Annotated in this window: 3 protein-coding genes; all 3 read right to left on the bottom strand. The window is 73.5% G+C overall.

Annotation, left to right across the window (positions count from 1 at the left end; genetic code table 11):
* Positions 1 to 87: 87 nt before the first annotated feature.
* A complete protein-coding gene (locus ACTIDRAF_RS0210575) occupies positions 88 to 525 on the bottom strand; it encodes a nitroreductase family deazaflavin-dependent oxidoreductase (protein WP_016698710.1) in 438 nt (145 codons plus the stop codon).
* A 222-nt stretch (positions 526 to 747) separates the two neighbouring features.
* Positions 748 to 12,852 (bottom strand): non-ribosomal peptide synthetase, encoded by a 12,105-nt coding sequence (locus tag ACTIDRAF_RS0210570; protein ID WP_157162967.1) that lies wholly within the window; start codon positions 12,850 to 12,852, stop codon positions 748 to 750.
* A partial coding sequence (locus ACTIDRAF_RS33750; RefSeq protein WP_016698708.1) for an AMP-binding protein occupies positions 12,849 to 15,038 on the bottom strand: 2,190 nt, incomplete at its 5' end. The genes ACTIDRAF_RS33750 and ACTIDRAF_RS0210570, both read right to left, overlap by 4 nt.

Below are 15,038 nucleotides of genomic sequence, written 5' to 3'. Positions count from 1 at the left end.
CAGGTCGGCGGTCCCGGACGGTCGCGGCCCGGGCCGTGCCCGGTGGCCGCCCCGCCGGGGACCGGACCGGGCGAACGCCCGGGTGCGTCAGTCGACGGGTTCGAGGACGATGACGGGGATCTCCCGGTCAGTGCGCTCCTGGTAGTCCGCGTAGTCCGGGTAGGCGGCCACGGCCCGCTCCCACCAGGTCGCCTTCTCCTCGCCGGTCACCTCACGCGCCCTGTAGTCGCGGCGCACCGGCCCGTCCTGGAGTTCCACGGTGGGGTGGGCGAGCACGTTGTGGTACCACACGGGGTGCTTCGGCGCGCCGCCGAGCGAGGCGACGGCGGCGTAGGCGCCGTCATGTTCGACCCGCATCAGCGGTGACTTGCGCAGCAGACCGGAGCGCCTGCCCTTCGTCGTCAGCACGACCACCGGCATCCCCCGGAGCGTGGTCCCCTCGGTGCCGCCGGAAGCTTCGTACAGCTCGACCTGGTCGCGGACCCACTTCTCGGGGCTGGGCTCGTACGTTCCGCTCAGCGGCATGGGCTTCGTCCTCTCCACGGGAGTGGTGCGGGCACTTCGGCCCGAGCACCGTCGTCACACCGGTGACAACAACCGCGAGCACCCGTCCTGTTCCCCGAGTCCGCAGTCGACCGCGTGACCGGCCCAGCGGGCCGTGTCCCCCACGTCGGGACGCGCTGGTCCCGGCGGCGAGCCGGTGGTACCGGACGCTGGGGTGATCCGCACCTCACCCGAGGAACCGTCTCAGCCGTCACCCAGGGCCGCCAGCAACTCCAGGAGGCGGTCGCGGATCCGCAGGACCTCCGGTTCGGTGAGCAGACCGGGCTGGAACTCCAGCCTGCCGCGCAGGGCCTCGCCCGGGGAGACCACGAGGGCCAGCGGGTAGTGCGTCGCATCCACACCCGACAGCCCGGTCACGCGTAGGCCGGTGTTCGGGGGTGGTTGGAGCGCGCCGGCGGCCACGGGGTAGTTCTCGAAGGCGACGAGCGTGTCGAACAGGTCGCCGACTCCGGCGAGCCGTTGGATGGTCCCCAGGTCGACGTGGTGGTGTGCTTCGAGCCGCGCCTGGTCGTCCTGGAGAACGGCGGGATCAGCGCCGACCCGGGCCCGCACCGGGACGGTCGTGGCGAACAGGCCCACCATCGTCTCCACGCCGGGCAGGTCGGGTGGTCTGCCGGACACGACCGCGCCGAACACCACCTCGGCCTGTCCGGTGAGTTCGCCGAGCAGGTCGGCCCAGGCGGCGCGGACCAACGTGCTCGGGGTCAGGCCGTCCCGCCGGGCCCTGGCCCGCAGTGACCGTGTCAGCTCCACCGAGCAGTCCACGGGAACGCGGGCTGGTGCTCGGCGTGCCTCGCGCCCGGGCGGGGCTCCGGTGAGCAGCGTCGGCTGGACGTCGCGCAGCTCAGCGGACCAGGCCGCCTCGCTCGCGGAGCGGTCCCGGTCGGCCAGCCACACGAGGTAGTCGCGGTAGGCGGCCGCGGGCTCGGGAGGCCGGCCCGCGTAGTGCTGGAACAGGTCGCGCAGGATGAGGGGCAGGGACCACCCGTCGAAGAGGATGTGGTGGTTGGTGAGGGTCAACCGGTGGTCGTCCTCCGCCCGGCGCTCCAGCGCGAAGCGCAGCAGCGGCGGGGTGGCCGGGTCGAAGGGCGGCTCCTCGTCGCTCGGCGCGGCGAGGGTCCAGGGCGCGGAGGTGCGTGGGCTCTCGACGATGACCGCCACGGGTTGTGCCAGACCTCGGTGGAGGAAGCCGGCGGTGAGGTTGGGGTGGCGGGCCAGAACGGCGTCGGCGGCGCGTCGGAGGCGGTCCACGTCCAGGGGACCGGCCAGGTCGAGCGCCATCCGGGTGGTGTAGACGTCGGTCGCGTCGGGCCGGAGGGCGGCGAGCTGGAGGTGGAAGAGCATTCCCTGTTGCAGTGGCGACAGGGGCAGGACGTCAGTCGGGGGGCCGACGGCGGCGACGATGCCCGACAAGTCGGCGGGTGTCAGCTCGACCAGGGGGAAGTCCTCGGGGACGGCGGTGCTGACGTCGGGCCGTCCCACCTCCGTGATGAGGCGGTCGACGGCGTCCCGCCAGCGGGCCGCCAGCCGCGCGATGTCCGCCGCGTCGGCCACCCGGTCCGGCCAGGTGAACGTGATCTGGAGTTCCGGTCCTGGCAGGACGACCGCGCTGATCTCGAGGGCGTGCGCGAAGGGGGCGTCATCGGGCATTCCGGTGTCGAGGACTCCGGATTCGGGTGCGAGTGACCAGTGGCCCTGGTCGGAGAGCGTGTCGAGGCGGCCCAGGTAGTTGAAGCCGATCACCGGGGTGGCGGTGTCGTGGAGGTCCTCGGACCGAGCCAGATGACGCAGTACGCCGTAGCTGATCCCCTGGTCGGGGACGGAGTGCAGGCGGCGCCGCACGGTGCGGAGGACAGCGGTGGGGTCGGAGGCGTCGACGGTTCCCGTCCGCAGCGGGTGGAGGCTGGTGAACCAGCCGACCGTGTTGTCCAGGCCGGCGTCGTCTGGTCGACCGTGGCGTTCGACGTCAACGGTCACGCCTCCGGTCGCGAGTGCCAGGGCGGTGAGGAGCACGTCGTCGACGCCGATCCGCGCGTGACCGGGCACCGTGGTCAGCAACGCGGTGGTCTCCTGCGGGGGAAGGACGAGGCTGTGGCTCCGCGCGGTGCGGTGGGTGTCCCGGCTCGGGTCCAGCGCGGCCAGCCATTCGGGGCTCGGCCCCGGTTCCAGTTCGGCGCGCCACCTCGCCAGCTCGTCGTCGGTCGTGTGATGCGCGGCGCGGTCGGCGAGCTGGTGGGCCCAGGTCCGGAGGCTGGTGGTCGCGGGAGCGAGCGGGGCGGCGGTGCCCTGGGTGGCGGCCTCCCAGGCGAGGCGCAGGTCCTCGTGCAGGATGCGCCAGGACAAGGCGTCGACGGCGAGGTGGTGCACGGTGATCAGCAGGCGCCCCGGTCGTGGCCCTCGGTCGAACCAGGTGACCCGTACGAGGTCGCCCTGGTCGGGGTCCAGGGCTCCCTGGTCGGCACGGGCCGCCCGTCGAACCTGGTCCACCAGGGTGCTGGACGTGGAGCGTCGAGCACCGATCCGCCGGAGGGTTGGGGGCTGCCCGACGGACATGGTTTCCAGCTGGCCGTCCGGTCGGGTCCGCAGCCGGAGCGCGGGGTGGTGGTCGTACACGCTGCGCACCGCCCGGGCCAGGTCCGCCTCGGTCGCCTCGGCTGGAGTGACGAGCAGCAGGGCCTGGGTGAAGGCGCGCAGGGGGCCGCCCAGGTGCTGCCACCACCGCAGGACCGGGGTGGCGGGCATGGTGCCGATCCCGTCATCGGAACCGCTCCGGGCCGCTACGACACCCGCGATCCGCGCGAGCCTGGCGGGGGTGCCGTGCTGGAACACGTCCTTCGGGGAGAGCGCCAGCCCAGCCGTCCTCGCCCTGCTGGCCAGTTGGATGGCCATGATGCTGTCCCCACCGGACTGGAGGAACCCGTCGTCGACCCCGAGGTCGTCGACGCCGAGCAGGTCGGTGAACAGCTCGAGCAGGACCCGTTCCGCCCGGTTCGCCGGCGGCCGCGCCGGCGTGGCGCGGACCACCGCCGGCGAGGGTTCGGGGAGTGCGGCCCGGTCGATCTTGCCGTTGGCCGTCAGGGGCAGCGCGGCGAGGGGCACATGGGATGCCGGGGCCATGTGTTCGGGGAGGTGGGTCGCGACCAGTGCCCGCAGCTCCTCCACCGAGGCGGACCGCCCTGCGGCCGGCACGTGGTAGGCGATCAGCGACCGCCGGTCTGGGCCGGCGACCACCACCGCCTGCCGGACGTCCGGGTGGCTGGTGAGGACGGCCTCGACCTCGCCGGGCTCGACCCGGAAACCCCGGATCTTCAGCTGGCTGTCGTGCCGTCCAACGAACTCCACCGTTCCCGAACGCCTCCAGCGCACGAGGTCGCCGGTGCGGAACATCCGGGATCCGGGCGGGCCGAACGGGTCCGCGACGAAACGCTCCGCGGTGCGGGCGGCGAGGCCCGCGTAGCCGTGCGCCACTCCGGTCCCGCCGATGACGAGCTCACCAACGGTGTTGGCGGCGACGGGGCGGAGGCGGTCGTCGACAACGGCGACCCGGCTGCCGTTGGTGGGTGTGCCCAGCGGCAGCGGGTCCCCGACGGCCTCGGCCGTGGTGACGGGTTCGGTGAGCACGGCCGTGGTGGTCTCGGTGGGGCCGTACACGTGGAGGACGGTGAGGTCCGGGCAGTGCCGCAGTACCCGGCGGACCGAGTGGGGAGGCACGACGTCTCCCCCGGTCCACACCCGGCGCAGCCCGGAGAGCCACTTCGGGTTCTCCTGCGCCACGAGGGAGAACACCCCGGAGGACAGCCACAGCAGCTGGAGTCCGTGGGCGGCGACCAGGTCGCCGAGCGTGGCCGGGTCCAAACGGCCGGGGGGCGCGAGGACCAACCGTCCCCCGCTGGTCAGGGGCAGCCACAGTTCGAGGGTGGCGGCGTCGAAGGACAGCGAGCTGTGCAGCAGGGTCGCCCCGGCTTCTCCTCCGTCCCAGCACGGGTCGGTCACGAGGTCGGTGACGGCCCGGTGGCTGACGGCTACTCCCTTGGGGAATCCTGTGGACCCGGAGGTGTGCAGCACGTAGGCCGTCTGGTCGGGGTGACCGGCGACCTGGGGTGGGGTGGTCGGCCACGTCTCGTCGTCCGGACCGTCCACTAGGAGCACGGGCGGCCCGCCGGTGGCGGTGGCCTCCCCGTTCGCCCGGTCGGTGACCAGTAGGACGCTCCCGGCCCGTTCGGCGAGCGCCCGGCGGCGTCCGGGTGGGTCGTGGGGTTCGGTGGGCAGGTAGGCGGCGCCCGCACGCAGGACCGCCAACAGCGTGACGACCAGTTCAGGCGTCCTGGGTAGGTGAACGGTGACCACCGCCCCCGGCGTGACGCCGTGCGCGAGGAGCCGGTGTGCGAGCGCGTTGGCGCGGGCGTCCAGCTCGGCCCGGGTGAGGGCCCCGCCTGACCCGGACACGGCGATGCCGTTCGGGTCGGCGGCGGCGCGCGCGGCGACGAGTTCGTGCACCAGAGGTCGTGGGTCGGGGCCGGCGGGTTCGGTTCCCCGGAGCACGGCCGGCTGGTCCCGTTCCTGGCTGGTGCGGAGGTCGAGGCGGCTGACGGGTTGGTCCGGGTCGCGGCACACGGAGCGGAGGAGGGTCTGGAACCGGGAGGCCAGATCGGTCACGGTTCGCCGGTCGAACAGCGCCGTGTCGTACTCGATTCCGCCGCTGCCGTCCGCGACGTGCCAGGCGATCGAGAGGTCGAACTTGGCGGTCGTGGTGGGCACCGGCACCTCGGTGACCTGCAGGCCGGGCAGCTCGAGTGTCACGTCGGGCTTCTCGTGCACGGCGAGCGCCACCTGGAACAGGGGGTGGCACGACAGCGAGCGCACGGGGTCCAGGGCTTCGACCAGCTGGTCGAAAGGCAGGTCCTGGTGCGCGAACGCGTCCAGGTCGGCGGTTCGGACCCGGTGCAGCACGTCCCGGAACGTGGGGTCGCCGGAGGCGTCGACCCGCAGCACGACGGTGTTCACGAAGAAACCCACCAGGTCCTGGAGTTCCTCGTGCCCCCGGCCGGCCGTCGCGGTGCCCATGACCACGTCGGGACCGGCGCCCAGCCGGGTGAGGAGGGTGACCCACACCGCGTGCAGCACCAGGAACGGGGATGTCCCGGTGGCCAGCGCCAGAGCCCGAACCTCGGCACCACGGGTCGGATCGGCGGGGAACCGCACCACGTCACCGCGCCCGGCGGCGCGCGCTGGCCGGGCGCGGTCGGTGGGCAGCGGGGTTTCGCCGGGGATGCCGGCCAGCCGGGTGCGCCAGTAGGCGAGCTGCCGGCCGAGGACGGAGGTCTCGTCGTTCGGGTCGCCGAGCACCTCCCGGTGCCACTGGCCGTAGTCGGCGTAGTCGAGGGGCAGGGGCTTCCAGTCGGGCCGGCGACCGGCGCGGCGGGCCGTGTAGGCGGTGGTGAGGTCGGCGGACAGCCTGTCCAGCGACCACGCATCGCCGACGAGGTGGTGCAGGACGAGGAGCAGGACGTGGTCTCCTCCGCTGCCCTCCGCCTCCTCGGGCCTGGTTGCCTGACCGGCTGCGGCGTTGTTCGGCGCGCCGGTTGCGGCCGCGCCGCCGGGGTCGTCCCCGGCGTTGGTGCCGCGTTCGGCGTCGTTCCACGGCAGGAGTGTGAACAGCACGGCTCGGAAGGGGAGATCGGTGGCCAGGTCGAAGGGACGTTCGGTCTCAGCGGCCAGCGCCCCGGGGAGGGCTGGCACTGCGACGGGCACGGCCGACAGCGCACCCCGTGCCCGCTCGGCGGGCACGACGTCCTGCCAGGGTGATCCGTCCTCGTCCGGGAAGCGGGTCCGGAGGCTTTCGTGGCGGTCGAGGAGGTCGTCCACCGCGTGGCTCAGCGCTCGGGAGTCGAGGCCGCCGGTCAGCCGCACCGCGAGCGGGATGTGGTAGGCCGAGCTGGAGCCGTCCAACCGGGTTCTGGTCCACAGTCGACGCTGGGCCGGGGACAACGGCACCCGCTCCGGGCGGGTGGCGCGGCGTGGTGGGTCGAGGGCGGGTGGTGCGCCGGGTAGCCGGGCGGCCAGCGCTGCCGGGGTCCTGGCCTCGAACAGCTCCCGCAACTCGACCTCGACGCCCAGCCTGGCGCGGAGGACACCCGTCACCCTGGCGACGAGCAGCGAATGCCCGCCCAGGACGAAGAAGTCGTCGTGCGCGCCCACGTGCCGCACGCCGAGCACCTCGGCGAAGATGTCCCGCAGCACCGCGACGCGCGGGTTGTCCTCGGTGGTGGGCGCGCGGGTCTCGGAGGACGGTTCGGGCGTGGCGACCAGTGCGGCCCGGTCGACCTTGCCGGTGGGGCCGACGGGGAGAGCAGGGACGACGAGGAGGGCTGCGGGGACGAGATGCGCCGGTAGCTGGGAGGCCGCCCACGTCCTGATCCGGCCGAGGTCAGGGGTTCCGCTCCCTCGGGGGACCAGGTAGGCGACGAGTTCCACCTCGTCGCGCTGGTTCGTCCTGGCGAGGACGACGGCGTCGGCGACCTCGTCGTGCCGGCGCAGCACGGCAGCGGTCTCCCCTGGCTCGACGCGGAAGCCCCGGATCTGCACCTGGTCGTCGGAACGACCGACGAAGGTCAGCCCGCCGTCACGCCCCCGGGCCACCAGGTCACCGGTCCGGTACATGCGGGTCCCGGGCGGGCCGTCGGGGTCGGCGACGAAACGGTGGGCGGTGGTGCCTGGAAGTCCCTGGTATCCCCGGGCCACTCCCCCACCGGCCAGGTACAGCTCCCCGGTCACGCCGGGCGGGACCGGCCTCAGGTCGACGTCGAGAACGCGGAGCCGCACGTCGGGCATGGGCGGCCCCAGCGGAGGCACGCCCGTTCCGGGTACCAGCTGCTCGCTGAGCGTCGCGCAGACGGTGGCCTCCGTGGGGCCGTAGCCGTTGTGGAGCCTGTGGTCGGGCCAGCGCGCGACGAGGGCCGAGGAGGGCGCCTCCCCGGCGAGGACGACGGTCAGGTCCGGCGGGACGTCCGTTGGTTCCAGGGCGGCGAGCGCGGAGGGTGGTGCCACCAGGTGGGTGATTCGTTGGGCGCGCAGTAGGGTTGACAGCGGTGCCCCGGGGAGGAGCTCCTCCTGGGGTGCCAGGACCAGTACCGCTCCGCTGAGCAGGGCCGTGGCGAGCTCGTAGACGGAAGCGTCGAAGATCGCCGAGGCGAACTGGAGGACACGGCTCCCCGGGCCGACGCCGGTGCGGGTGATCGCGCCCTCGGCGAGGGCGACCAGGCCGCGGTGGGGCACGAGGACACCCTTGGGGCTGCCGGTGGAGCCCGAGGTGTGGATCGCGTAGGCGAGGTGGTCGGGGTGGGGCGGGGTGCGCCGTTCGTCGGACCGCACGTCGTGGTCGGGGAGGTCGGCGGGGACGGGGAACTCGTGGGCGCCGCCGAGGACCAGGTGCGGCCGGGTGTCGTCGAGGACGCGGGTGGTGCGTTCCCGGGGTTGGGCCGGGTCGAGCGGCAGGTAGGCGCCTCCGGCCTTCCACACGGCGAGCAGCACGACGACGAACTCGGTCGACCGGCTCGCGGGGAGCGCGACCAGGCGGTCGGGGCCGACGCCGGCTTCGAGCAGCGCCCTGGCGGTCCGGTTCGCCGCCGAGTTCAGCTCGGCGTAGGTCAACTCCCGTGTTCCGCAGCGCAACGCGACGGCGTGGGGTGTGCGCGCCGCCTGTCGTTCGAAGGCCTCGGCCGCGGTGGTGGGCCGGTCGCGCCGCGCCACACCGGTCGGCAGTGGGGGGTCCTCGGGGAGGAGGACGTCCGTGCGGCCTACCCGCCGTCCTGGTTCCCGGACGATCGTGTGGAGCAGCCCGGTGAGCCGGTCGGCGAGCAGGGCGACGCTCCTCGCGGTGTGCGGGGGGCGGTAGGCCCACCGCAGCAGTGTCCTCGGTCCGGGCACCACCATGAGGGACAACGCGTAGTGGCTGCCGTCCACGGTGTCCCGGTGTGCCATGGTCAGCCCGCCACCCAGGTCGTGGCCGCCGAACAGCGGGGCGGGCTGGTTCTCGAAGGCGACGAGGAGGTCGAAGAGTTCCTCGTGCCCAGCGAGGCGTTGGATCTCCGCGAGTCCGAGTGAGTGGTGGGTGACCAGCCGGGACTGTTCGTCCTGGACGCGCACGAGGAGGTCGGACAGGGTCTCCTCCGGGCTGGTCCGGATCCGGACGGGCACCGTGTTCGCGAACAGCCCGACCCGCCGTTCGATGTCGGCAGCCTCGGCCGAGCGACCGGCGACGACGGTGCCGAACACCACGTCACGGCGGCCGGTGAGACGGACGAGGAGCAGGCCGACGGCGGCCTGCACCACCGTGTTGGGGGTGACTCCGTGATCGCGTGCGACGGCGTCGAGCACCGCGCTGAGCTGGTCCGGGAGCACCGTGTCCACCCGTGCCGGGGGGACGGACAGGTCCGCTCGGTTCGCTGGTGGTGTGAGCCGGGTGGGCCCTGGGAACGCTGCCAGAGCCACCCGCCACGCCTCGCGAGCGGCCCGCAGGTCCTCATCACCGAGGGGCTGAACGGCCTCCGCGGGGTCGGGGGCAGGGGGGAGTTCCTCCCCGGTCCACAGTGCGCGGAGTTCGTCGAGCAGCACTCCCACTGACCAGGCGTCGAGCAGGATGTGGTGTGCGGTGAGGACGAAGGTGTGGTGGTCGGGAGCGCGCCGGGCGAGGGCCGCCCGCAGCAGCGGTGGCCGGTCGAGGCGGAAACCGGCGGCACGTTCCTGGATGGCCAGCTCGTCGACGGCCGAGTCGGGTAGCCCTTCCAGGTCGACCTCCCGCCACGGCGGGTCGGAGTCCACCGGGACCTGGACGGGTCCGATGCTCGTGTTCCAGAAGCCGGCGAGGAGTCCGGGGTGGCGACGCACCAGCCTGGTGACGTGCCGCCGCCAACGCTCGGGGGCGAGCGGCCCGTCGAGGTCGACCAGCAGCTGCGAGGTGTAGGCGTCGTCGGACCCGTCCCGCAGCGCCTGGGCGAGCAGTCCGTTCTGGAGCGGGGACATCGGTAGCGGCCGCCCCGCTGGTATTCCCAGGCTGGCCCGTTCCGCCGGCGGGACCTCCGGTCCCGGGGGGCTGCCGGCCCCGTCGCCGGTGCCGCCGGCGGTGTCCGGGGGGACGGGTGCGGCGACGGCGGCGAGTGCTGCGACGGTGCGGTGCCGGAACACCTGCGCCGGGCTCAGCCGCAGCCCGCGGGTGCGAGCCCGGCTCACCAGCCTCACCGCCATGACGCTGTCCCCACCCTGGGCGAAGAAGTCCTGGTCGGCTCCGATGACCGGGACGTCGAGGACTTCGGCGGCGAGCTGGCAGAGGATCCGCTCGGCCCACCCTGCCGGTGCGCGGCCGCTCCCGTCCGCCGGCCGGGGCCCCGGGGCAGGTAGCGCGGCACGGTCGAGTTTCCCGTTGCCGGTGACGGGGAGCGCGTCGAGAACGACGTAGGCGGAGGGGACGGCGTGTTCGGGGAGCAGGTCGGTGAGGTGTCGGCGGAGCGCGGGCGGATCCCACCGGCTTCCGGGTCGGGGCACCACGTAGCAGACCAGGCGCGGGGAACGGCGTGGACCGGAATCCACGACGACGACGGCCTGGACGACGTCCGGGTGGCGGGTGACCTCGGCCGCGACCTCCCCGGGCTCGATGCGGAAACCCCGGATCTTCACCTGGTCGTCCGCTCGCCCGGCGAACTGGAGCGCGTCGTCGGGGCCTCGCCGGGCCAGGTCGCCTGAGCGGTAGAGCCGCGCCCCAGGAGGGCCGTACGGGTCGGCGACGAAGCGGCTAGCGGTCAACGAGGGCCGCCCGAGGTAGCCGCGGGCGACACCGGGGCCGCCCACGTACAGCTCGCCGGGAACCCCGTCCGCCACCGGCTGGAGCGCCGGGTCCAACAGGTACAGCCGGAGGTCGTCGAGCGGTTCCCCGAGGGACACGTCCCGTTCGACCGGGGCACGCGTGACGTGGACGGTCGTCTCGGTGATGCCGTACATGTTCACCAGCACGCAGCCGGCTGGTGCGACGCGGGACCAGGCGTCGACGTGCCCCGGCTCCAGGGCCTCGCCGCCGAGCACGACGGTCCGAAGGCTGTCCGGCAACGCGGAGCCTTCGGCAACCGCCGCGGTGAGCTGCGCCAACGCGGTGGGTGTCTGGCTGAGGACGGTCACCCGTTCCCGGCGGAGCAGGTCGTGGAAGTCGGAGGGGGACCGGGTCTGTTCGTGCGGGACGACGACGAGCTGGCCGCCGTGCAGAAGCGCTCCCCACAACTCCCAGACGGAGAAGTCGAAGGACGTGGAGTGGAACAGGGTCCACACGTCGGAGGGGCCGGGCCGCAGCCAGGACCGGGTGGCGTCGAAGAGCCGGACGGCGTTGTGGTGCGTGACCACGACGCCCTTGGGCCTCCCCGTGGAGCCGGACGTGTGGATGAGGTAGGCGGGAGTGGCTGGGTGCGGCGGAGCGGGGAGGCCGGAGGGCTCCCCCGGCTGGCCGGGCGGCGGGCCGTCGTCCCCGGGGGTGTCGAGGAGGACCACCGGTGGCCCCGGCGGGAGTGGAGCCGCGTGTTCGGAGTCGGTGAGCAGGAGCACCGGGTCGCTGTCGGCCAGGAGGAGCGCTACCCGGGTGGACGGGAGCTCCGGGTCGATGGACTGGTAGGCCGCTCCCGTTCGGAGTACGGCGAACAGCGCCACCACCAGGTCGGCGGAGCGGGGCATCACGATCGCGACGAACCGTTCCGGGCCCGCTCCCGCACGGGTGAGCCGGTGGGCGAGCACGGCTGAGCGGACATCGAGGTCCCGGTAGGTCACCACCTGGTCGCCGAACCGCACCGCCACGGCGTCCGCTCGCAGCCTGACCTGGTCCAGGACCCGCTCGACCAGGTTCCCCGCCACGGTGGTGCTGTCCCGGTCCCCGCGGCCACTCGACGGCGGGCGGAGCCGGGCGCTTTCCTCGGGGAGCAGCACGTCGACGGTGCCGAGCTTGCGGGTGGGTTCCGCGTCGGCCAGTTCGCCGAGCAGCCGGAGGTACCGGGCGTGGTGCCGAGCCACGTCGGCCGGCGCCAGGTGTGCGGGGTTGGCGTCGGCGTTGACGCGCATCCCCGCCGGGTCCGCGCGGTCGTACACCACGAACGAGAAGTGGTCGACCGGGCCGTGCGACGGGGTGACGACCCGGGTGGGGAGCCCGGCGAAGGAGGTGTCCGGGTCACCGGAGATGATGTTGACCAGTGGCCCGACCAACGGATCAGTGGTGCCGGCCAGGCCCTGGTCCGCACGGATGTCCTCGTACCGGTACCGCTGGTGCCGCAGTGCCCCGAAGATCTTGGCCGAGACCTGGTTGGTCAGGTCACCCCAGGTAAGCCCGGGCCGGACGGTCAGTCGCAGCGGCAGGACGGTGGACATCATGCCGGGGACGCGGCGCGCGGCGCGTCCCCGGCGTCCGGTGAACGTGACTCCCAGAAGGATGTCCTGGGAGCCCGTCATGCGGTGCAGGTAGAGGGCGGCGGTGGCCACGGCGACGCCGGCGAGCCTCGTCAGGGTCCGTTTGCCCGGCGCCCGCAGGCGCTCCGCGCGGTCCCACGGCAGGTGACCGCCGCACCGCAGGAAAACGGGCCCGGCTGGGGTACCGTCCTCCTCCTCGCAGGACGGCGGGCGCGGTGCCGGACCGGCGCTGCCCAGCAGCGGGGGTTCAGGCCGTGCCGCCAGTTCCGCTGCCCAGTACTGGCGGTCCCGTTCCCACTCCGGTGACGACCGGTAGGCCTGTTCCTCGGCGAGGAGTTCACTGAGGGGTTCCACGGGGTGGTCGGGTGCGGCGTCGCCGGCGGCGAGCGCGGTGTAGGCCTCGGCGACCCTCCGGATCACCAGGTCGATGGTGAAACCGTCCGACAGGAGGTGGTGCATGCGGAGGCACCAGCGGTGCCGGTCGGGGGCGAGCCGGATCAGGGCCTGGGAGAACAGGGGACCCCGTTCCAGGTCGGCGGGGCGGGCCAGTTCGTCATCGATCCAGGCCGTGGCGGCACGCTCCGGGTCAGGGTGCCCGCTCACGTCGACCAGGGGGAACGGCCAGTCGTCGAGGTCGTCGACCCGCTGACCGGGTCGGTCGCCGTCGAAGACGATGCTGATCCGGAGGCATTCGGTGGTGGCCACCACGCCGCGTACCGCGCGGTCGAGCAGCTGGTGGTCCACCGGGCCATCGATCTCCACGTACTCGGCCCCGTTGAGGCGGGGGCTGCCCGGCCGCACCTGGTGGTCGAGCCACAGCCCCCGCTGGGACGCGGTGAGTTCGAGGAAGGTCACCGGGCCGAACCCTCTCCGCTGGTCGATCGGGCCCAACCGTCCAGGAGCCGAGCGACCCGGGGGAGGATGTCCGGGCGGGTCAGGCCCTGGTGGGTGCACTGCAACTCGTGGGTGACGAGATCGCCGCTGACGTGGGGTGCCCAGACCGAGGGGTGGGGGGCACCTTCGGGACGTTCCTCGGTGGCGTGGAGGAACAGGACGTTCCCGTCGAAGACCCCGGGGGTGTGCGCCCTGGTCATGGCCTGGTGGTGCTGGATGACAGGGGCGACCAAGTCGAGTTCGTCCTCGGCGAAGTGCCGGATGTCGCGCAGGGCCTCCCGCAGTTGGTCGGTCGTGAGTGCCGGGACGGCTCCGTCGTCGGGATAGGCGTCGAACAGGGCCAGCGTCGCCACCTGGTGGCCCTCCCGCTGGAGCTGGACTGCGATCTCGTGGGCGAGGACACCACCGAAGGACCAGCCCAGCAGGTGGTAGGGGCCGTGGGGTTGGTGGGCCTGGATCTCACCCCGGTAGTCAGCGGCCAGTTCGACGAGGGAGCCGGTGGACTCGAGGACTGCCGAACCCTGGTGCCGGGACTGCAGGGCGCTCACCGGCCGGTCGCGGTGCAGGTGCGGAACCAGCGGAGAGTACAGCGTGCCGGTCCCGCCGGCCGGGTGCACGCAGATCAGGGGCGCGGTGCCGCCCCCGGTGCGGAGTGGTAGCACGACGGGGCGCTCGGCGGGTCGCGCGGGCTGGGCCAACCGGGCGGCCAGCCGGGCCGGGGTCGACGCGTCGAAGAAGGTTGTGACCGGCAGTTCGTGCCCGGTTCGGGCGCTGACGCGTCGCACGAGTCGCGCCGCGAGCAGCGAATGCCCGCCCAGGTCGAAGAAGTCGTCGTCGGCCCGGACAGGCCCGCGTTCCAACATCTCCCCGAACAGCTCACGCAGCTCGTCCACGTCGGGGCGCGACGGGGCGGGTCGCTTGTCCGCGCGACCGACGTGCGGTCCGACCAGGTGGTCCGCTCCTGGCCGGCGAGCGGGGACCTCCGTGCTCCCCTGGACAGAGCCGGGTCTGGTTCTGCCAGGTCCTGGCGGCACGCCCTCGTCACGCCGACCGGCGTCGCCGGTGGCGCCAGGTCCCTCGTGGGCGGCCAGCGCTGCCCGGTCGGTCTTCCCGCTGACGGTTCGGGGCAGTCGGTCCACGGTCTGGATCCGGGCCGGCAGCATCGCACTCGGGAGGCGGTTGGCGAGGTGGGCGCGGAGCTGCTCGGGGGATGCGGTTCCGACAACCGAGGCGACCAGCGTCGGGTGGGTGCCCCGGGTCAGCACGACCGCGGCCTGCTCGACCCCGGTGTGGTCCTCCAGCGCGGACTCGATCTCCCCCAGTTCGATGCGGACCCCGCGCAGCTTCACCTGGCCGTCGGTGCGGCCCCGGCTGACGAACCGCCCCCGGTGGTCCCGCACGGCGAGGTCCCCGGTGCGGTACATCCGAGTGCCGGGTGGCCCGAAGGGGTTCGCGACGAACCGTTGCGCGGTCAGCGCCGGTCGTCCGAGGTACCCCCTGGCCAGGCAGGATCCGGTGACGTGGAGCTCGCCGTGGTCACCGGGCTCCAGGGTCCCCCCGAGCAGGTGGATCCCGGTGTCGGCGGCGGGGTCACCCAACGCGGGTTCCTCCCAGTCGGAGAGCGGTGTCACCAGGTTCTCCACGCCGCATTCCGTGATGCCGTAGGAGTTGAGGACCTCCGTGTGCGGGGCGGCCCGCCGCAGCGCGGTCCACAGGGGCTTGGGCACCGGCTCACCGCAGAGCACCACCAGGCGCGGCCGGTAGGCGCGTTCGGGGTCGAGCAGTCCGGCGGCCAGGAGTTCCCGGCAGTGGGTGGGGGTGATGTTGAGGCAGTCGACGCGGTGCCGTTCGACGTAGGAGACGAGGGCGTGCGGGTCCCGCCGCTCGGTGTCGCCGATGACGTGCACCTCGTGCCCCCCGGCGAGCCACAGGGGCCCGTCCCACGAGATGTCGAAGGACGTGGACGCGGTGGTGGCCACCCGGTACCTGCCGTGGCGGGGGAAGCGGGTGTCCTGGCAGAAGCGCAGGACGGTGGCGAGGGCCGAGTGTGGCACGACGACGCCCTTCGGGCGTCCCGTGGACCCGGAGGTGTACATGACGTAGGCGGCGGCGTCCGGGCTCGGCGGGTGGGCGGGCAGGGTGGAGTC

Origin of the sequence: Actinoalloteichus spitiensis RMV-1378, assembly GCF_000239155.1 — a bacterium.
Lineage (GTDB): Bacteria > Actinomycetota > Actinomycetes > Mycobacteriales > Pseudonocardiaceae > Actinoalloteichus_B > Actinoalloteichus_B spitiensis.
Note: the sequence above shows the minus strand (reverse complement) of the source record. Positions and strands in the feature narration are given on the sequence as shown.